General features: G+C 62.5%; 20 protein-coding genes. 7 read left to right on the top strand and 13 right to left on the bottom strand.

What is annotated here, in order from left to right:
• The first annotated feature begins 97 nt into the window (after positions 1-97).
• The 5 genes from CI807_RS16000 (at position 98) to CI807_RS15980 (ending at position 5735) form a co-directional block, all read left to right on the top strand.
• The gene (locus CI807_RS16000; RefSeq protein ID WP_095015312.1) at positions 98-1378 is read left to right on the top strand and encodes a glycerate kinase; all 1281 of its coding nucleotides are present in this window, start codon (positions 98-100) and stop codon (positions 1376-1378) included.
• Positions 1368-2783, top strand: a complete 1416-nt coding sequence (pyk, locus tag CI807_RS15995) for a pyruvate kinase (RefSeq protein WP_016979579.1) — start codon at positions 1368-1370, stop codon at positions 2781-2783. The genes CI807_RS16000 and pyk overlap by 11 nt, the downstream gene beginning before the upstream one ends.
• A 110-nt stretch (positions 2784-2893) precedes the next feature.
• Positions 2894-3769: an urea transporter gene (locus CI807_RS15990; protein WP_095015311.1), complete on the top strand. Its 876-nt coding sequence runs from the start codon at positions 2894-2896 to the stop codon at positions 3767-3769.
• A 31-nt stretch (positions 3770-3800) separates the two neighbouring features.
• Entirely contained in the window at positions 3801-4625 is an 825-nt protein-coding gene (locus tag CI807_RS15985) for an ion transporter (RefSeq protein WP_095015310.1), read from the top strand.
• A gap of 105 nt (positions 4626-4730) precedes the next feature.
• Positions 4731-5735, top strand: a complete 1005-nt coding sequence (locus CI807_RS15980) for a sulfate ABC transporter substrate-binding protein (protein WP_033897617.1) — start codon at positions 4731-4733, stop codon at positions 5733-5735.
• A 105-nt stretch (positions 5736-5840) separates the two neighbouring features.
• Here CI807_RS15980 and CI807_RS15975 read toward each other — a convergent pair whose 3' ends face one another.
• Positions 5841-6455 carry a DUF5666 domain-containing protein gene (locus CI807_RS15975; protein WP_028615696.1) on the bottom strand — a complete coding sequence of 205 codons (615 nt, stop codon included), beginning with the start codon at positions 6453-6455 and terminating at the stop codon, positions 5841-5843.
• 171 nt (positions 6456-6626) lie between these two features.
• Between CI807_RS15975 and CI807_RS15970 the strand changes: the two genes are divergently transcribed.
• Positions 6627-7823, top strand: coding sequence for an MFS transporter (locus tag CI807_RS15970; RefSeq protein ID WP_095015309.1), 1197 nt, complete (start codon positions 6627-6629; stop codon positions 7821-7823).
• 9 nt (positions 7824-7832) lie between these two features.
• Here the strand turns inward: CI807_RS15970 and CI807_RS15965 are convergent, their stop codons facing one another.
• From CI807_RS15965 to CI807_RS15955, 3 genes are all read right to left on the bottom strand, one after another.
• Positions 7833-9383 carry a M10 family metallopeptidase C-terminal domain-containing protein gene (locus CI807_RS15965; RefSeq protein WP_095015308.1) on the bottom strand — a complete coding sequence of 517 codons (1551 nt, stop codon included), beginning with the start codon at positions 9381-9383 and terminating at the stop codon, positions 7833-7835.
• 305 nt (positions 9384-9688) lie between these two features.
• Complete coding sequence (locus tag CI807_RS15960; RefSeq protein WP_095015307.1) at positions 9689-10093, bottom strand: type II toxin-antitoxin system HicB family antitoxin; 405 nt, start codon at positions 10091-10093, stop codon at positions 9689-9691.
• 11 nt (positions 10094-10104) lie between these two features.
• Positions 10105-10293, bottom strand: coding sequence for a type II toxin-antitoxin system HicA family toxin (locus tag CI807_RS15955; RefSeq protein WP_016978508.1), 189 nt, complete (start codon positions 10291-10293; stop codon positions 10105-10107).
• A 191-nt stretch (positions 10294-10484) separates the two neighbouring features.
• Between CI807_RS15955 and CI807_RS15950 the strand changes: the two genes are divergently transcribed.
• A complete protein-coding gene (locus tag CI807_RS15950) occupies positions 10485-11366 on the top strand; it encodes a LysR family transcriptional regulator (RefSeq protein WP_095015306.1) in 882 nt (293 codons plus the stop codon).
• Positions 11367-11388: 22 nt separating this feature from the next.
• Here CI807_RS15950 and phnP read toward each other — a convergent pair whose 3' ends face one another.
• Genes phnP through phnG form a run of 9 tightly spaced genes read right to left on the bottom strand, consistent with a single transcriptional unit; the run spans position 11389 to position 18263 of the window.
• Positions 11389-12138: a phosphonate metabolism protein PhnP gene (gene phnP, locus CI807_RS15945; protein WP_095015305.1), complete on the bottom strand. Its 750-nt coding sequence runs from the start codon at positions 12136-12138 to the stop codon at positions 11389-11391.
• On the bottom strand, positions 12129-12701 hold the full coding sequence (gene phnN / locus CI807_RS15940; RefSeq protein ID WP_095015304.1) for a phosphonate metabolism protein/1,5-bisphosphokinase (PRPP-forming) PhnN: 573 nt from the start codon (positions 12699-12701) through the stop codon (positions 12129-12131). Before phnN ends, phnP begins: the two co-directional genes overlap by 10 nt.
• A complete protein-coding gene (locus CI807_RS15935) occupies positions 12701-13846 on the bottom strand; it encodes an alpha-D-ribose 1-methylphosphonate 5-triphosphate diphosphatase (protein ID WP_061435888.1) in 1146 nt (381 codons plus the stop codon). Before CI807_RS15935 ends, phnN begins: the two co-directional genes overlap by 1 nt.
• Positions 13836-14558: a phosphonate C-P lyase system protein PhnL gene (phnL, locus tag CI807_RS15930; RefSeq protein ID WP_095015303.1), complete on the bottom strand. Its 723-nt coding sequence runs from the start codon at positions 14556-14558 to the stop codon at positions 13836-13838. The genes CI807_RS15935 and phnL overlap by 11 nt, the downstream gene beginning before the upstream one ends.
• Positions 14555-15364, bottom strand: a complete 810-nt coding sequence (gene phnK / locus CI807_RS15925; protein ID WP_177409631.1) for a phosphonate C-P lyase system protein PhnK — start codon at positions 15362-15364, stop codon at positions 14555-14557. The genes phnL and phnK overlap by 4 nt, the downstream gene beginning before the upstream one ends.
• Positions 15325-16167, bottom strand: a complete 843-nt coding sequence (locus CI807_RS15920) for an alpha-D-ribose 1-methylphosphonate 5-phosphate C-P-lyase PhnJ (RefSeq protein WP_095015301.1) — start codon at positions 16165-16167, stop codon at positions 15325-15327. The genes phnK and CI807_RS15920 overlap by 40 nt, the downstream gene beginning before the upstream one ends.
• Complete coding sequence (locus tag CI807_RS15915) at positions 16160-17236, bottom strand: carbon-phosphorus lyase complex subunit PhnI (protein ID WP_095015300.1); 1077 nt, start codon at positions 17234-17236, stop codon at positions 16160-16162. The genes CI807_RS15920 and CI807_RS15915 overlap by 8 nt, the downstream gene beginning before the upstream one ends.
• Positions 17236-17826 (bottom strand): phosphonate C-P lyase system protein PhnH, encoded by a 591-nt coding sequence (gene phnH, locus CI807_RS15910; RefSeq protein WP_095015299.1) that lies wholly within the window; start codon positions 17824-17826, stop codon positions 17236-17238. The genes CI807_RS15915 and phnH overlap by 1 nt, the downstream gene beginning before the upstream one ends.
• Positions 17826-18263 carry a phosphonate C-P lyase system protein PhnG gene (phnG, locus tag CI807_RS15905; protein ID WP_095015298.1) on the bottom strand — a complete coding sequence of 146 codons (438 nt, stop codon included), beginning with the start codon at positions 18261-18263 and terminating at the stop codon, positions 17826-17828. Before phnG ends, phnH begins: the two co-directional genes overlap by 1 nt.
• Positions 18264-18270: the final 7 nt, after the last annotated feature.

Below are 18270 nucleotides of genomic sequence, written 5' to 3'. Positions count from 1 at the left end.
TCCGCATTCGCGAGCAAGCCCGCTCCCACATTTGATCGCATTCCAGTTCCTGAAATTGAAGCACCTCTAATAACAAAAAATCCCCGGGAGCCCGCTTATGTCGGTCGATCCGCAACATCTGCTTCGCGAGCTGTTTGCCGCAGCCATCGACGCCGCCCACCCCCGGCAAGTCCTTGAACCCTACCTGCCCACCGATCGCAGCGGCCGTGTGATCGTGATCGGTGCCGGCAAAGCCGCCGCCGCCATGGCGCTGGTCGTGGAAGACGTCTGGCAGGGCGAAGTCACCGGTCTGGTCGTCACCCGTTACGGCCACGGCGCGCCATGCAAGAAAATCGAAGTGGTCGAGGCCGCGCACCCGGTGCCCGACGCTGCCGGCCTGGCCGTGGCCCAGCGTGTGCTGGCACTGATCAGCAACCTGACGGAAGACGACCGCGTGATCTTCCTGTTGTCCGGCGGTGGCTCTGCGTTGTTGGCGTTACCCGCCGAAGGCATCACCCTGGCCGACAAACAGGCCATCAACAAAGCCCTGCTCAAATCCGGCGCGACCATCGGCGAGATGAATTGCGTGCGCAAACACCTCTCGGCCATCAAGGGCGGCCGACTGGCGAAAGCCGCATGGCCAGCCACGGTCTACACCTACGCGATTTCCGATGTGCCCGGCGACCAAGCCACGGTGATCGCGTCCGGCCCCACGGTCGGCGACCCGAGCACGTCGCAACAGGCGCTGGCGATCCTAAAGCGTTACAACATCGACGCCCCCGCCTCGGTGCGCAACTGGTTGCAGAACCCGGCCTCGGAAACCGTCAAGCCTGGCGACCCGGTACTCGCCCGCAGCCACTTCCAATTGATCGCCCGACCCCAGCAATCCCTGGAAGCGGTGGCGGTAAAAGTCCGTCAGGCCGGGTTCAGCCCGTTGATCCTCGGCGACCTGGAAGGCGAAGCACGGGACGTGGCCAAGGTGCACGCCGGCATCGCCCGACAGATCGTCCAGCACGGCCAGCCGCTGGCGGCGCCGTGCGTGATCCTCTCCGGCGGCGAAACCACCGTGACCGTGCGCGGCAATGGCCGTGGCGGGCGCAATGCGGAATTCCTGTTGAGCCTCACCGACAGCCTCAAGGGCCTGCCCGGCGTGTACGCGCTGGCCGGTGACACCGACGGTATCGACGGCTCGGAAGACAACGCCGGCGCCATCATGACGCCGTGCAGTTATTCGCGCGCCGAAGCCCTCGGTCTGTCGGCCAGCGATGAGTTGGATAACAACAACGGCTACGGCTATTTCGCTGCCCTCGACGGCTTGATCATCACCGAGCCCACGCGCACCAACGTCAACGACTTCCGCGCCATCCTGATCCTTGAGACTGCCAAACATGACGCCTGACAAGAAGGTCAAAATCCTCGCCACCCTGGGCCCGGCCACCGACGGTATCGATGACATCCGCGAGCTGGTGGAGGCCGGGGTGAATATTTTCCGGCTCAATTTCAGCCACGGCGACCACGCCGACCATGCCCAGCGCTACCAATGGATTCGCCAGGTCGAGCGCCAGCTGAATTACCCACTGGGGATCCTCATGGACCTGCAAGGGCCGAAGCTGCGCGTCGGGCGTTTTGCCGAGGGCAAGGTGCAACTGGTGCGCGGCCAGGCGTTGCGCCTGGACCTGGACGAAACACCGGGGGACCAGCGCCGGGTCAACCTGCCCCACCCGGAAATCATCGCGGCGCTGGAACCCGGCATGGACCTGCTGCTGGACGATGGCAAGCTGCGCCTGCGGGTGATCACCAAACATGCCGATGCCATCGACACCACCGTGCTGAATGGCGGCGAATTGTCTGACCGCAAAGGCGTGAATGTCCCACAAGCCCTGTTGGAACTCAGCCCACTGACCGCCAAGGACCGGCGCGATTTGAGCTTCGGCCTGGAGTTGGGCGTGGACTGGGTGGCACTGTCGTTCGTGCAGCGCCCGGAAGACATTCGCGAGGCCCGCGAGTTGATCGGCGACAAGGCGTTCCTCATGGCCAAGATCGAGAAACCCTCGGCCGTGCAGCGCCTGCAGGAAATCGCCGAACTGAGCGATGCGATCATGGTGGCCAGAGGCGACCTGGGCGTGGAAGTACCGGCCGAGAGCGTGCCGCAGATCCAGAAGGACATCATCAGCACCTGCCGCCAACTGGGTAAACCGGTGGTGGTGGCGACGCAGATGCTGGAGTCGATGCGCTTCTCACCGGCGCCGACCCGTGCCGAAGTCACCGATGTCGCCAATGCCGTGGCCGAAGGCGCGGACGCGGTGATGCTGTCAGCGGAAACCGCCTCCGGCGAATACCCGCTGGAAGCCGTGCAGATGATGAGCAAGATCATCCGCCAGGTGGAAAACGGCCCGGATTACCAGGCGCAACTGGATGTCAGCCGACCGAAGGCGGATGCGACGGTATCGGACGCCATCAGCTGCGCGATCCGCCGTATCAGCAGCATTCTGCCGGTGGCGGTGCTGGTGAACTACAGCGAGTCGGGCAGCTCCAGCCTGCGCGCGGCGCGGGAACGGCCGGTCGCGCCGATCCTCAACCTTACGCCCAACCTGTCCACGGCGCGGCGGTTGAGCGTGGCGTGGGGCGTGCATTCGGTGGTCAACGATCGGCTGCGTCAGGTAGATGAGGTGTGCTCCACGGCGCTGGAGATTGCCCAGGCGCAGGGGATGGCGGAACGTGGGGATACATTGGTGATTACGGCGGGGGTGCCGTTTGGGCAGCCAGGGTCGACCAACTCGCTGCGCATCGAAACCTTGATCTAACACACCCCCTTGTAGGAGCCGGCTTGCCGGCGATAGCGGTCTCAAGATCGCCATCGCCGGCAAGCCGGCTCCTACAGATGCGTGTTTACCCATCCAATTGTATTGCCACCATGCACAACCACACCTGCCCCGACTGGGCCGAAGCCCTGCTCAACGGCTTCAGCCAGATCTTCCTGCAACGCCAGCCGCTGTGCGGCCTGCTGTGCCTGCTGGCGATCCTGATCGGCGCGCCGACCTTGCTCGGCGGCGCGCTGCTGGGTGGCGTGGCGGGATTGCTCACGGCCCAGCGCCGCGGTTATCCCAAGACTGAGCGCCAGGCCGGGCTGTATAGCTATAACGGCGTGTTGCTGGGCCTGTTGATCAGCCAGCACTTCGCCTGGTCAGCCTTGCTGCCGCCGTTGATCCTGGCATGCGCAGGTTTGAGCGCGATCCTGACGCGGCAATGGTTGAAACGTGCCACTCAACCCAATGATTTGCCGGCCTATACCGCACCTTTTGTCGGCCTGGGTTGGTTGCTGCTGGGCACGGTGCCGGAGAGTACCGTTGCCCTGAGCGAACCCGACACTCTGGCCACCCTCACCGCACCTTTTACCGGCCTCGCGCAAATCATGCTGTTGGATCAGCCGGTGTCGGGCGCGCTGATTGCGCTCGGCCTGTGGCTAGCCAACCGCCGCGCCGCCACCTGGGCCTTGATCGGCGCCAGTGTCGGCGTGCTGATTGCGCTGTGGCTCGACGAACCCGCCAGCGCCCTCCTCGGCCTGCACAGCTACAACCCGGCGCTGGCTGCCGTGGCGTTGAGCCAAGTACGTCGCCAGCCCTGGCTGCCGCTGTTGGGCATCCTGCTGGCGATCACTCTCACACCCGGCTTTGCCGCCCTGCACCTGCCTGCGTTGACCGCGCCGTTCATCCTCGCCTGCTGGCTGGTGCGTGCAGGCGCTCGAGTGCTGCGCAAACCCCGCATGGACAGCCCCTTCGAATCCCCCTAGGCTTGCTGGATATCAGTTTCAGGCGGGATTTATGGACAGCAACAACGACTGGCGCCAGCGGCTCTACGTCATGATTTTCCAGAGTGACACCACGGCCGGGCGGCGCTTTGACGGCATCCTGTTGCTGATCATCCTGGCCAGCCTGGTGATCGTGATGCTCGACAGCATCGACCAGATCCACCAGAACTATGCCGATGTGCTGGCCTACATCGAATGGGGCTTCACCCTCGTCTTCCTGATCGAATACGGGCTGCGGCTGTACTGTTCGCCCAAGCCGCTGCGCTACGCCTTCAGCTTTTATGGGCTGGTGGACTTGCTGGCCATCGTGCCCGGCATCCTCGCGTTGTATTACAGCGACGCGCAGTACCTGTTGATCATCCGCATCATCCGTATGCTGCGGATCTTCCGCGTGCTCAAGCTCAGCCCGTACCTCAAGCAGGCCAACTACCTGATGGCGGCGCTGCGCGGCAGCAAGCAGAAGATCGTGGTGTTCCTGGTCAGCGTGTGCACGCTGGTCACGGTGTTCGGCACCTTGATGTACGTGATCGAAGGCCCGGAGCACGGCTTTACCAGCATTCCGAAAGGTATCTACTGGGCCATCGTGACCCTGACCACCGTGGGCTTTGGCGATATCGTGCCGAAGACGCCGCTGGGCCAGGTGATTTCGTCTTTAGTGATGATCACCGGTTATTCGATCATTGCCGTGCCCACCGGGATTTTCACCGCCGAATTGGCCAGCGCCATGCGGGGTGAGCAACTGCAACATGATTGCCCGGTGTGCAAGAAGAACAGCCATGAACCGAATGCCGCCTTCTGCTCGCGTTGCGGGAGTAACCTTTTCCGTAAAGTGGAATAAGCAAAGTACGTTTTAATCTTTAAACGTCTATGCAGCGCCAGCTATAGTCGCTGGCAAATTGCCCTCACTTATCAAGCAACCTTCTCGAACAACAAGGAATGAGCAGTGAAAAAACTCGTTAGCGCCTCTCTCCTGGCCGCCGGCCTTGCCCTGGCGGGCGCCGTGCAGGCCGCCCCCGTCACACTGCTCAACGTCTCCTACGACGTGATGCGCGATTTCTACAAGGACTACAACGCCGCGTTCCAGAAGCACTGGGAAGCCGAGCACCCGAACGACAAGCTGACCCTGCAGATGTCCTTCGGTGGTTCCAGCAAACAAGCGCGCTCGGTGATCGACGGCCTGCCGGCTGACGTGATCACCATGAACATGGCCACCGACATCAACGCCCTGGTCGACAACGGCAAGCTGGTGCCGGACAACTGGGTCACCCGCCTGCCGAACAACAGCGCGCCGTTCACCTCCGCCACCGTTTTCATCGTGCGTAAAGGCAACCCGAAAGCGCTTAAAGACTGGCCGGATCTGTTGAAAGACGGCGTGCAGGTGATCGTGCCCAACCCGAAAACCTCGGGTAACGGCCGCTACACCTACCTGTCGGCCTGGGGTTATGTACTGAAGAACGGCGGTGACGAAAACAAGGCCAAGGCCTTTGTCGGCAAGCTGTTCAAGCAAGCACCAGTACTGGATACCGGCGGCCGTGCGGCGACCACCACCTTCATGACCAACCAGATCGGCGACGTGCTGGTGACCTTCGAGAACGAAGCGGAAATGATCGCCCGTGAATTCGGCCGCGATCAGTTCGAAGTGATCTACCCAAGCGTCTCCGCCGAAGCCGAGCCACCGGTATCGGTGGTCGACAAAGTGGTCGAGAAGAAAGGCACCCGCGTGGCCGCTGAAGACTACCTGAAGTACCTGTGGTCGCCGGAAGGCCAGGAAATTGCGGCCAACAACTACCTGCGTCCACGTGATCCGAAAGTGTTGGCCAAGTACACCGATCGCTTCCCGAAAGTCGACTTCCTGTCGGTAGAGAAGACCTTTGGTGACTGGCGCACGGTGCAGAAGACCCACTTCAATGATGGTGGGGTGTTTGACCAGATCTACTCCGGCCAATAACTGCACCACCCCTTGTAGGAGCCGGCTTGCCGGCGATTCAATCGTGAGGCTGGCGGTGCTGCCGCTGGCCTCATCGCCGGCAAGCCGGCTCCTACAATTTTTGCGTTACATCGGCGGTGTCACGCCATCCTTACCCGCCGAAATCGCTTGGGCAGTGATGGTCCCATCCGCCCCCTGCGCCGCAAACAACACCACCTTTACCCCCGCCTTGAGCAAACTGCGATCCCCCGGTTCCAGGTTGACGATCGGCACATCCTCCGGCACCACAATCTTCTGTTCGCCGCCTTTGTACTTCACGGTCAAGGTGCGCCCGTTGCTCACGACCAGGTCGCCGACGGTGCCGTTGGTCATGCTGCTGCCTTCTTTCAGATCGAACGCGCGATGCCCGTCGCCCGTGCCAGCCATGGCCGGAGGGAAGACGTGCACTTCCAGCGCGGTCAGGGTGCCATCGGCGTTGGGCATGGCGGCGGAGCCGATGTAGCTGCCCGGCTTGATCTCATCGATCTTGGCCAGGGTGACCGCGCGCACTTGAGTGCTTGGGGTCAGGTGCACGATGACGTCTTCGCCGCTGTTGACCTTGACGTGCATCGCATCGCCTTCCATCGCGGTAATGGCGCCGCGCACGCCCACGCGGGGCGCCTCGGCAGCCTGTGCCAGGCCTACGGCCATCGCGGCAGCCAGGGTGGAAGCCAGGAGCATCTTGTTCAACGTGATCTTCATGGGATTTCCTGTTTCGGCAGTTGTTTCTGAATGTATCATTACCCTTCGCGCAGAAAGTTAACGATTCACTCATCATTACCGGGCATGAGTGTTATCACTGCCAGCGGCCTACCCGGGCTACGGTGTTGTCTTTAGGCTCGCCCCACTTTCCTTCGCATTTATGAGAACACCATGAACGCTACGTCCCACGCTACAACCACCATGACCCGGAGCATGGTGATGCTGTTTGCGTTTTGCTGCGGCGCCATCGTTGCCAATATCTACTATGCACAACCAATCATCGAGCTGATCGCGCCGGATATCGGCCTCACGCCTGCGATGGCCAGCCTGATCGTCTCCTTGACGCAGATCGGTTACGCCCTGGGCCTGTTTTTCCTGGTGCCCCTGGGTGACCTGCTGGAAAACCGCAAGCTGATGATCGCCACCACCGTACTGGCCATCGCCAGTCTGTTGGGTGCGGCGTTTACCGAACAGCCGAATCTGTTCCTGTTGGTATCGCTGCTGATCGGCTTCAGTTCGGTGTCGGTGCAGATCCTGATCCCATTGGCCGCGCACCTGGCACCCGCCGAGTCCCGTGGCCGGGTGGTCGGTAGCATCATGGGTGGCCTGTTGCTCGGTATCCTGCTGGCACGCCCCGTGTCCAGCGTGGTGGCGGACCACTTCGGCTGGCGCGCGATGTTCATGGCGGCAGCGGCGTTGATGGCATTCATCAGCGTGGTGTTGCTGATCACCATCCCCAAGCGCCAGCCCGACCACAGTGCCACCTATGGCCAGTTGCTGCGCTCCCTCGGTACCTTGCTGCGTGAGCAACCAGTGTTGCGTCAACGGGCGTTCTATCAGGGTTGCATGTTCGCCACCTTCAGCCTGTTCTGGACCGCTGCCCCACTGGAACTGGCGCGCAACCACGGCCTGAGCCAAAGCGAGATCGCGCTGTTTGCCCTGGTCGGTGCGCTGGGCGCCATTGCCGCGCCCATCGCCGGTCGCCTGGCCGATGCCGGTCACACCCACCGCGCGTCGTTGCTGGCCATGCTGTTTGCGGCGCTGAGTTTCCTGCCGGCCTTCGTGCACCCGTTGTACAGCGTCATCGGCTTGGCGGTGACCGGCGTGGTCCTGGACTTCTGCGTACAGATGAATATGGTGCTGGGCCAGCGCGCCATCTACGCCCTCGACGCCAACAGCCGCAGCCGCCTGAACGCGCTGTACATGACCAGCATCTTCATCGGCGGTGCCTTCGGCTCGGCGATTGCCAGCAGCGTGTACGAGCACGGCGGCTGGCTGGGTGTGATGCTGGTGGGCAGCGCGTTCCCCTTGATCGCGCTGCTGCGGTTCCTGAGTGCTTCACGTCAGGCCACGGTTGCCACTGCTTGAGGGATGGGTTCAAGGCTGGGTTTTTTTCGCGGATGGCTGATCTGATGGCGGCGTCAGCGCGCTCATCAACTGTGAGAAAAACGCCAGCACCGAGATGGCGAACATTTGGATCAAACCCGCGACGCTGTCCTGCGCTTTATCTGGCAAGGGGGCGGGAGCCGGGGCTGGTGTCGGCGTCGGCGTCGGCGTCGGCGTCGGCGTCGGCGTCGGCGCCGGTGAAGGCGTCGGTGAAGGCTGGACCTCGGGCGCCTTCCCACCCCACAACACATCGGCGGGTTTGATCTCCCCCTTGCTTTTGAGCAACAGGGCCGCGTTGCCCGTCCCTTTGAGGTCAATCGCCAGGCTGGAATGGCCAGTGCTGGCATCGTGCTTGAGCATCGCCTCACCGGCTTTCCCGGTGAACCGATCAGTAAAGACCAGACCGCTCACACCGGCGTCCTTCAATGCGCCTGATACGTCGATCTTATCCGTACCACTGGTGAAATCCTCGATCATGTCCGGGTCGGCCGGCGTAGAATCGCTGGCCTTGTCGTAGACAAAGGTGTCCGCGCCGCCGCCGCCTCTCAGGGAGTCACCCTTCCCACCGCCCTTGATCCGATTTGCCGCCTCATTCCCCGATAGATTGTCTCGCCCAGAGCCGCCAATCGCGTTTTCAATCGTGCATCCCTTGGCGATGGACACATTGCCTTTCATCCCGCCCACATCAGAAAACGATTCGGCGTTCAAGTTGATGTTCTGGTCCTGGGAAAACCCGGAGAAATCCATGGTGTCTACACCACCGCCGTCCCAGACACAGAAAACAGGCTTGTCCGCAGCACTTTTGAGAGTCATCGCCTCCCGCTCGGTATTGGAATTGAAGCCATAGGTAGTGTCGGTGTTACGGGTCTGATGGTTAGCCCCATACAGGCGTTGCGCCGCCGCGATATCGTCCATCATCGGCGCGGAGGGGTTATGCCCCTTGAAGTCGTGCGCCTTCTGGTTTCTCTCCGAAAAATAACTCATGACCGTGCGCGCTTTTGTATCCTCGGCATAGTTCGCACCCGACTGGTAATTGGGGGCACCGCCGTTGTAGTGACCCGGATGATGCAGGCCGATGGCGTGACCAATCTCATGAATGGCCGTGACCGAAAAGTGGCTGCCCAACGCCGGTGACGCGCCCTCTCTCAGCGTGCCAATCGTGGCCGTCGTATTGGAAGTAGAACGATTGGGGGATGTGGCAACCCCCCGATCACCGCGTGGATTATTGCGGATGTTGAGCGTGCCGTCGGTCCCGCCTGCTTGCTCGCGGAAATTGATGTTGGCCACATCCTGCCAGGACTGCGTCGCCTGGCGGACGCGTCGCTGTTGCTGGGAGGTGAAACTGCTATCCACCGTGTAATTCACATCGACTTTCGAATCGCCATTACGGTCATGAAAACGCAGGTTTTCCCGCGAGAGCTGTTTAGCTGCCTGGTCCGTTGTGTAAGAAGGCTTGTTACCAAACCCTGCGCCAAACGGGCCGGGGTCCGATAACGGCAGATTGTTCAGAGGACTCATACTTCGCAGATCATAATTATTCATTGTGCATCGCCTTTGGTTTCAATAAAGAGAGCTGGCCAACTGATCGCTAGCCAGCAGTTCCATAGGGAAACTCGCACGCTGAAAAATCCGATACCACCGCAAAGTCAATACCAACCGAAACACCCTAAGCCCCTGAAACACGAGGCGATACACCCAAGAATTCCTTTGCAATTGAAACACTCGACAACACAAAAGCCCGTACAGCATCGAGTTGTTTTGGCAAGAGAAAAACAAAATCTAAAAAAGCACTGCTCACTCAAGTACGCGGTTTTCCCATTGACCGGGACACATCCCTTAAACGTTCCTCAGGACCGCACCAGCTTCTCCAGCGCAGCATCCGCCAGGAAGGAAGAGCGGCTCTTGACCTTGTGCTCACGCACATACCGGTCGATGCGCTGAATGACATAACCAGGCAAGGTCACGTTGACCTTTTCGGTCTTGCCCAGATAGGGCGAGATGTCCAACTCCAACATCCCCCAACCCATGCCGGCGTAGTCCTCGTGCGCGTGATGGGTGGCCACCGACGTCGGCATCGGAATCGGCCCGCCTTCTGCGGCAATCTCTTGCAGCATGATGTGCGCGATTTCCACTGCGGCGTTGTGGGCCTCTTCAAAACTGTCCCCGGCGGTGACCGCACCTGGGATATCGGGGATCTGGATACCGGTGGCGGTGAAGTCATCGCCCCATTCGATACAGATTGGGTATTGCATGAACGTTCTCCTTAAAACTGAAACAAGCCGGCGCGTTTCCTGATGCTTCTGACGGTGCCCAGCGGCAGGTCCTTCTTGGGGTGAGGCACAGGGATGGTGTACGGGCTATAGCGGTGGGTAAAAATATGATGACTGCCCGTGACCCGATCCAGCACCCAACCTGCCTCTTGCAGTTCCTTGATCAATAACCTGCTTTGCACCCGAGCCTCCTTGGCTTGGCCTGAATAAAAGTAACCCTAGAGTTATCTTTACTCAAGCACAAAATACGCGAGCCTGACTGACGGCTGTTTTACTGGATATTGAAAACCCACCCGCCCAACACTGGAAACGCATGACACATCCGGGTCACCGTCTTAGGCTTGAACCCCGCCAAGCCAGACAGGAACACCCGATGGACCGCCTCACCGCCATGGAAACCTTCGTCCACGTCGTCGAAACCGGCTCGTTCTCCGCTGCCGCCAAACGCCTGGGCATCGGCCAGCCCGCCGTGTCCAAGAGCATTGCGCAATTGGAAGCACGCCTGGCCGTGCGGCTGCTGATGCGCTCCACACGGGGCCTGACCCCCACCGAGGCGGGCCTGGTATACTTCGAACGGGCCAAGCGGGCTATCGATGAAGCCAACGCAGCCGACGATGCCGCCCGCGGTGCCGGTGCCGGATTGACGGGCAACCTGCGGGTCAGTGCCGGCGTGACGTTCTCCCGCATGCGGATCATTCCTAACCTGGGACCGTTCCTGGACCAACATCCAGGCCTGAACATCGACGTGTTGCTCGACGACCGACTCCTGAACCTGGTTGAAGACGGCATCGACGTCGCCCTGCGTATCGGCAACCTGAGTGATTCTGGCCTCACTGCTCGCCGGCTTGGCCAAAGTCCGTGCCGGGTGTTCGGTACACCGGCCTACTTCGAACGTTTCGGAGAGCCACAAAGCCCGGCGGATATCCTCAACCACCAGGCGGTGATCTACAGCCTCGGGGAAAGCCCGCTCTGGCCCTTCAAACAAGGCCTTCACGAACACACCATCGCCGCTCAAGGACGCTTGCGCGTCACCTCCTCCGAAGGCTTGCGCGCAGGTGTGCTCGCCCACCACGGCCTGGCGATGACGTCCGAATGGATGTTCTCGCCGGAATTGGCCAGGGGTGAGGTGAAGCCCGTATTGACCGATTGGGAGCTCCCTCCAAAGGACCTGTGGGCGGTATTGCCGACGGGGCGAATGCCGAGTGCCAAGGCCAAGGCATTTATCGAATACGTTGAGGGGTTATTGAGGAAGTAGCGTTCTGTGCAACCGTAGGCGTTCAGATAATCCGGCCGTCCCAGCCGACCGTGACATGCCGTGGCAATTCGCGCCGATGCTCCAGCAACCACCCATCCAACGTATGCCCTATATGGGTCAACACCCCCAGTTGCGCACCGGTTTGCTCAATGCTCTGCAGCGCCAGCGTCAGGTCATTGTGATTACGCGGCGCTTGCGGCTGCGGCGGCATGGAGCAATCCAGCACCAGCACGTCCAGCGGTTCGCGTTGCAGCCAGGCCAGGGTCGCCGGTGGCAGGCCGACCGTGTCGGTGAGGTAAGCGATGCGCCGCCCTTCGCCTTCCAGCAAGTAACCCAACGTCAGTTTGGAATGCTGCAACGGCAACGCTGTGACGCTCAACTCGCCAAACTGGCGTGTTTCAAACTCGGCAAAAGGCTGGCTGAAATCCAGGATGCCCGGATGCTTGTACAGGTCGGACAACCCCTCCGGATCCGCCGGCCCGTGCACCGGAATCACCAACCCCTGCCCCCAGCGCAGGTGCAGCAAACCCTGGGCATGATCGGCGTGGTAGTGGGTCTGGAAAATCCCGTTGAAGCTGCGCGGTGGGAAGCGTTCGGTGAGGTCGGGCAAACCGCTGTCGATCAGCCAGCGCTGGTCGCCGCATTCGATCAGCGCGCTGCATGGGCGGCGGCGCAGGCTTGCGTCGCTGCGCGCCAGACCGCACGCGGGGCATTCGCAGCCGTACACCGGGACTTGCCGCGCGTCACCGGTGCCGAGCAGCGTCAGGCGCATGCCGAGTGTCCGTGGTCGAGGCAGCACAGCAGGCGCTCGACCGTGTGCTCCAGCGGTCCGGAGTTGTCCAGCACGAACAATCCCGCGCCATTGCCAGCGATCAATTCGGCAGTGAACCGTGCATTGCGTGCCAGGCGCTCCTCGATGTCAGCCAGGGCCTCACGTCCACGTGCGATCAAGCGTTGGCGCAGCACTGCCTGATCCACCGTCAGCAGCAACGCCAGCGACGTCGGATAACGTGCACGGGTCTGTGCCAGGTGCGCGCGGGAGCCGTTGACCAGCACGTCGTCACCCGCCGCCAACCACTCGTCGATCGCCTTGGGAATGCCGTAGGACAAGCCATTCGCCTGCCAGCTGAGGGCAAAGGCGCCCTCGGCCTGCAGCGCGGCGAACTGTTCCGGGCTGACCCCTTGCGCGGCCTCGCCCACCGCTTCCGCCGAGCGGGTGATAACGCGGCGCACGATGCGGCAACCGCGCTCGGCCAGGCGTGGGCGTGCGGCATCCAGCAGGCTGTCCTTGCCCGAGCCGGAGGGCCCGATGAGATAGATCAACCTGCCTGCCATCAAAACACCCTCTTCGCTTGTCGCCATACTTGTTGCACCACCGGCAGCCCTTCGCGGCTGCGGGCCTGGACCAGGTCCGCGCGCAGGCCAATGGCGATTTCGCCGCGATCGCTCAGGCCCGCGGCTTTTGCCGGTGCCAGGCTGATCATCTTGACCGCCCGCGACAGGTCGCCGCCGTCCTGCTGGTCGGCCAGCACGAAGGCAGCCTGCAACAGACTGGCCGGGTAGTAATCGCTGGAAAGTATATCCAGCAATCCCTCGGCCGCCAGGCCGGCGGCGGCCACATTACCCGAGTGCGACCCGCCGCGCACCACGTTCGGCGCGCCCATCAACACTTTCATGTCCAGCGCCTGGCAGCCCTTCGCCGCTTCCAGGGTGGTAGGGAATTCGGCAATGGTCATGCCGTAGCGCGCCGACTCTTGTACATGGGCCAATGTCGCATCGTCGTGGCTGGCGACGGACAGGCCGCGCGCCAGGCAATGCTCGACGATGGCGGCGCGATAACGGTCGCTGTACGCCAGGGAATTGGCCTTTTGCAGCACGATGAACGCGTCCATGGTTTCGTCGTTCAGGTGGTACTTGCCCATGTAGTACTCACGGTACTTGGATTCGAGCACGAACTGGCGCTGGCCCGGCGAATGGTCCATCACCGACACCAGTTGCACCAGCGGGTTTTCCACCAGGTCGCGGAACACGCTGAGGGTGTCCGGGTGGCACAGCTCGCAGCGCAGGTGCAGGTGGTGCTCGGCGCGGGTCAACCCGGCGCCTTCCGCCTGGGCGATGGCATCGAGCATCGCCGGCAGCTTCTTCATGCGGTTGCCCTTGGGATTTACGTCGCCGATGGAGACGGCGTCGAACACCGTGGTGATGCCCGCCGCGATGATCTGCGCGTCGTGGCTGAGCACGGCCGAGGTCGACGGCCAGTCCACGCCGGGGCGCGGGGTCATGTGTTTTTCCAGATTGTCGGTGTGCAGCTCCACCAGGCCCGGCAACAGGAAATCACCGCCCAAGTCCTGGGCCTGGGGCAACTGGCTGCGCCCTTCAGCGAGGTCGACGATCTTGCCGTCGCGCAGCACCACCGAACCGAGGAACATGCGATCAGCCGTGACAATCTGGGCATTACTGAGGATCTGTTCAGCGGGCATGGGCGTATTCCTCTTGGGCAACAGGCGTGGGGGTCATGTCGAAATGGCGGTCGGCAACGGCTTCACGGGCGGCGCGATCGTGAAAGATGCCGATCAGCGCCGCGCCGGCGGCCTTGGCTTCGTTCATCAGCTCCAGCACCACCTGGCGGTTGTTGTCGTCCAGCGACGCGGTGGGTTCGTCCAGCAGCATCACCGGCCAGGCCACCATGAAGCCGCGGGCGATGTTGACGCGCTGTTGCTCGCCGCCGGAGAAGGTGCCGGGCGCCAGCTGCCACAGGCGTTGCGGGATGTTCAGGCGGGTCAGCAGGTGCTCGGCACGCGACTGCGCATTGGCCTTCGACCAGCCTCGGGCCAACGCCGGCTCCATCACCACATCCAGGCACGCCACGCGGGGGATCACCCGCAGGAATTGGCTGACGTAGCCGAGGGTTTGCTGGCGCACCTGCAAAATGTCACGCGGCTCGGCGCCGACCAGCTCCAGCCACTCGCCCGCATGCTGCACACGAATGCTGCCACCCGCCGGCAGATAGTTGCCGTAGAGGGTACGCAGCAAGGTGCTTTTACCGGCGCCGGACTGGCCGTGCAGCACCAGGCATTCACCGCCCTGCACACTGAACTCGACGCCGCGCAGCACGTTGAGCACCACGCCATGTTGCTGATGCAGGGTGAAGGTTTTCGAGAGGTCACGGACCTCGATCAAGGCATTTGTCATGGCTGCAATACCGAAGACACCAGCAGTTGAGAGTAAGGGTGCTGTGGATCGTCGAGGATCTGGTCGGTGAGCCCGGTTTCCACCACACGGGAGCGACGCATCACCATCAGGCGGTCGGCCAACAGGCGCGCGACGGCCAGGTCGTGGGTGACGATCACCACCGCCAGATCCAGCTCACGCACCAGCCCGCGCAGCAGGTCAAGCAGGCGCGCTTGCACCGACACGTCGAGGCCGCCGGTGGGTTCGTCCATGAACACAAGACGCGGGCTGGAGACGAGATTGCGGGCGATTTGCAGGCGCTGCTGCATGCCGCCGGAGAAGGTGCGCGGCAGGTCATCGATGCGTTGCGGGTCGATTTCCACCTGGCCCAACCAATCGAGACCGGCACCGCGCAGTTGCGCGTAATTGCGCACGCCCTGGGCCATCAGGCGCTCGCCAATGTTGGCGCCGGCTGACACGCCCATGCGTAAACCGTCGCGGGGGTTCTGCTCGACGAAGCCCCACTCGGTACGCAGCAAGGTGCGGCGTTCAGCTTCGCTGGCGCAGTACAAATCCAGCCATTCGCCGTCCTTGCTGCGGTAGCCGATGCTCCCCGCTTGCGGCGGCAGGCGCCCGCTCAACAGCGAGAGCAAGGTGGACTTGCCCGAGCCGGACTCACCGACGATGCCCAGCACTTCACCGGGGTACAAATCGAAGCTCACACCCTGGCAGCCCTTTTCCGGGCCGTACAACAGGGAGAGGTCACGCACTTGCAATAACGGCTGGCTCACTGGTTGTTCTCCTTGACGCGTTGCGCGCAGTACCAGGTGTCGGAACACACAAAACGCTGGGTTCCCGCGTCGTCGAGAATCAGCTCATCGAGGAACGAATCGTGGCTGCCGCAAATGGCGCAGTTGTGCTGCCACTTCTGCACTTCGAACGGGTGGTCTTCAAAGTCGAGACTGGTGACCTGGGTGTAGGGCGGCACCGCGTACAAGCGCTTTTCGCGACCGGCGCCGAACAGCATCAGCGCCGGGCTCATGTCGAGTTTCGGGTTGTCGAATTTGGGGATTGGCGATGGGTCCATCACGTAGCGCTCGTCGACCATCACCGGGTAGGCGTAGCTGGTGGCGATATGGCCGAAGGTGGCGATGTCTTCGTAGAGCTTCACGTGCATCACCCCGTAATCATTCAGGGCGTGCATGGTGCGGGTCTCGGTTTCCGACGGTTCGATGAAGCGCAGCGGTTCGGGGATCGGCACCTGGTAGACCATGATCTGATCGGCCTGCAAGGGTGTTTCCGGGATGCGGTGGCGGGTCTGGATCACCGTGGCGTCGGGCGTGGCTTCGGTGGTGGCGACGCCTGCGGTGCGCGCAAAAAAGCGGCGGATCGACACGGCGTTGGTAGTGTCATCCGCGCCTTGGTCGATGACTTTGAGCACATCGTCCGCGCCGAGGATCGCGGCGGTCAATTGCATGCCGCCGGTGCCCCAGCCGTAAGGCAACGGCATTTCGCGGCCACCGAACGGCACTTGGTAACCGGGGATCGCCACGGCCTTGAGCAAGGCGCGGCGGATCATGCGCTTGGTCTGTTCGTCGAGGTAGGCGAAGTTGTAGGCAGCGTCATTCATGGCTCGGGCCCTCGGCCGGTTGGCGCAGTTTGCGGATCAGTTCCAGTTCGGACTGGAAGTCCACGTAGTGCGGTAATTTGAGGTGCGACACAAAACCGGCCGCCTCGACGTTGTCGCAGTGGGCCAGTACGAACTCTTCACGCTGGGCCGGCGAGACGATCTCTTCGTTGTATTCCCCGGCGCGCAGCGAGCGGTCGACCAATGCCATGCCCATGGCCTTGCGCTCGGCATGTCCAAAGGCCAGGCCATACCCGCGCGTGAACTGCGCCAATTCGGTAGCCGAGCCGACGAACTGATTGACCATCTCGCACTCGGTGACTTCGATGCTGCCCAGGCAGATGGGAAAACCCAGTTCTTCCGGGTCTATCCACACCTCGACGTCGCCGATGCGAATCTCGCCGGCAAACGGGTGGTTGCGGCCGTAGCCACGCTGGGTCGAGTAGCCCAGCGCCAACAAAAAGCCTTCATCGCCACGGGCCAGGGCTTGCAAGCGCTCGGCGCGGCTGGCCGGGTATTCCAGCGGGTCGCGGGTGATATCGGCGACGCTGGCGTTGTCGTCGGTTTCGGTCTTGATCAGGCCTTCTTTGGCGAGCAGGCCGAGCACCCGTGGGCAGGCTTGGATGCGCGCGTCGGGCGTGGTTTGCGGGCCGGGGTATTCACCTTCGGCCAGCAACGAGAAATCCAGCAGGCGGTGGGTGTAATCGAAAGTCGGGCCGAGCAACTGGCCGCCGGGCACGTCCTTGAACGTGGCCGACAAGCGCCGACTCAGCGACATTTGCGCAGTGTCAATCGGCAGGCTCGGGCTGAAGCGCGGCAGCGTGGTGCGGTAGGCGCGCAGCAGGAAGATCGCTTCCACCAGGTCCCCCGCCGCTTGCTTGATCGCCAGCGCGGCGAGCTCTTCGTCGAACAGCGAGCCTTCGGTCATCACCCGCGCCACGGCCAGGGGCAGTTGCTCGCGGATTTGCTTCACGCTCAGTTCGGGAATCGCGGTATCGCCCCGGCGCTTTTTCGCCAGCAGGCGGTGGGCATTGTCGATGGCCTGTTCGCCACCTTTGACGGCTACGTACATCAGGCGTGCTCCTCTGCGACACGGCTGCTGCGCGGCAGGCCGATCAGGTGATGGCCGGCGGCAAACAGCACGTCCAGGCCACGGGGGAAAGCTTCGCGGCGCTGACGTTCCTGCCAGAAGGCTTGTGGCACCGGCAGGTGCACCTGGCGCTGGGCCTTGATACCCGGGCCGCGCCAGCGCAGGCCGCGACCGGACTCCAGGTCGGTAAGCTGCACGAGCAAGGTGCAGGACTGGTCGGGATAGCGATCATTGCCGTGGTCAAAACCACTGAGGTCGAGCAGGTCTTGCTCGCCCAGCAAGGCGAACACCGCGTCTTCACGGTTCGCCGTCAACGGGCAACCGCAGTGGAACGCCAGGTTGGCGCGGATCAGCGGCGTGTCGAAGCTCGGTGCAAGCCACAGCGGCGTGTCCCCATCCAGCATCGCCAGGCACAGGGCATAGGTGGCGGGCGCCAGGCCATCGAGGCGCGGTGCGGACGGCAGGTGCTGGATCAAACCGGGTTCGGCCAAGGCTTTGAGGGCCGCACGAAAACCGCGCTGGGCGTCCAGGACCGGGTCGACAAACGCCGGTTGCAACAGTTGCGCATTCATCAGTTTTCTCCTCGCACGAGGGTGAAGAACTCGACCTTGGTGGCGGCGGTATCAGCTTCTTTTTGTGCACGGCGGGCGGCCTGGGCATTGGCCAGCGCAGTGATCAGATCGCTGAGCCAAAGACTTGGCTGCGCGCCTTGCAAATGGGCATCGGCCAGGGCCGCCAATTCGGCGTGGGCCTTGTCGCGACCGGCCAGGTAGCTGTAGCCGGTGCGGCCATCGGCCAGGCGCACCACGCAGCGGGTCACGCTCATTTCGCCGACGTTGAACGGTGCGCCATTACCGCCCATGCGGCCGCGCACCAGCGTCATGCCGATTTCCGGGGCGCGGATCAGCTGGTATTCCGCGTCTTTCAACGCGGCTTCGTGAGGTTGCAGTTCACTGAGTTGGGCGCGGGCGAGCACACCAATCCAATGCTGACGCGGGGACAGATTCATCAGGGTC

It is taken from the genome of Pseudomonas sp. NS1(2017) (assembly GCF_002269425.1).
Lineage (GTDB): Bacteria > Pseudomonadota > Gammaproteobacteria > Pseudomonadales > Pseudomonadaceae > Aquipseudomonas > Aquipseudomonas reactans.
The sequence above is the reverse complement of the archived record's forward strand: the minus strand, read 5'-3'. Positions and strand labels throughout refer to the sequence as shown.

Excerpts from the sequence above, each read along its gene's own strand:
- CI807_RS15935 (WP_061435888.1), bottom strand. The coding sequence starts at position 13,846 with ATGCCCGCTGAACAGATCCTCAGTAATGCCCAGATTGTCACGGCTGAT.
- pyk (WP_016979579.1), top strand. The coding sequence starts at position 1,368 with ATGACGCCTGACAAGAAGGTCAAAATCCTCGCCACCCTGGGCCCGGCC.
- phnN (WP_095015304.1), bottom strand. The coding sequence starts at position 12,701 with ATGGCAGGCAGGTTGATCTATCTCATCGGGCCCTCCGGCTCGGGCAAG.
- phnP (WP_095015305.1), bottom strand. The coding sequence starts at position 12,138 with ATGCGCCTGACGCTGCTCGGCACCGGTGACGCGCGGCAAGTCCCGGTG.
- CI807_RS15970 (WP_095015309.1), top strand. The coding sequence starts at position 6,627 with ATGAACGCTACGTCCCACGCTACAACCACCATGACCCGGAGCATGGTG.
- CI807_RS15965 (WP_095015308.1), bottom strand. The coding sequence starts at position 9,383 with ATGAATAATTATGATCTGCGAAGTATGAGTCCTCTGAACAATCTGCCG.
- CI807_RS15975 (WP_028615696.1), bottom strand. The coding sequence starts at position 6,455 with ATGAAGATCACGTTGAACAAGATGCTCCTGGCTTCCACCCTGGCTGCC.
- CI807_RS15985 (WP_095015310.1), top strand. The coding sequence starts at position 3,801 with ATGGACAGCAACAACGACTGGCGCCAGCGGCTCTACGTCATGATTTTC.
- CI807_RS15915 (WP_095015300.1), bottom strand. The coding sequence starts at position 17,236 with ATGTACGTAGCCGTCAAAGGTGGCGAACAGGCCATCGACAATGCCCAC.
- CI807_RS15950 (WP_095015306.1), top strand. The coding sequence starts at position 10,485 with ATGGACCGCCTCACCGCCATGGAAACCTTCGTCCACGTCGTCGAAACC.
- CI807_RS15920 (WP_095015301.1), bottom strand. The coding sequence starts at position 16,167 with ATGAATGACGCTGCCTACAACTTCGCCTACCTCGACGAACAGACCAAG.
- phnG (WP_095015298.1), bottom strand. The coding sequence starts at position 18,263 with ATGAATCTGTCCCCGCGTCAGCATTGGATTGGTGTGCTCGCCCGCGCC.
- phnH (WP_095015299.1), bottom strand. The coding sequence starts at position 17,826 with ATGAATGCGCAACTGTTGCAACCGGCGTTTGTCGACCCGGTCCTGGAC.
- CI807_RS16000 (WP_095015312.1), top strand. The coding sequence starts at position 98 with ATGTCGGTCGATCCGCAACATCTGCTTCGCGAGCTGTTTGCCGCAGCC.
- phnL (WP_095015303.1), bottom strand. The coding sequence starts at position 14,558 with ATGACAAATGCCTTGATCGAGGTCCGTGACCTCTCGAAAACCTTCACC.
- CI807_RS15960 (WP_095015307.1), bottom strand. The coding sequence starts at position 10,093 with ATGCAATACCCAATCTGTATCGAATGGGGCGATGACTTCACCGCCACC.
- CI807_RS15990 (WP_095015311.1), top strand. The coding sequence starts at position 2,894 with ATGCACAACCACACCTGCCCCGACTGGGCCGAAGCCCTGCTCAACGGC.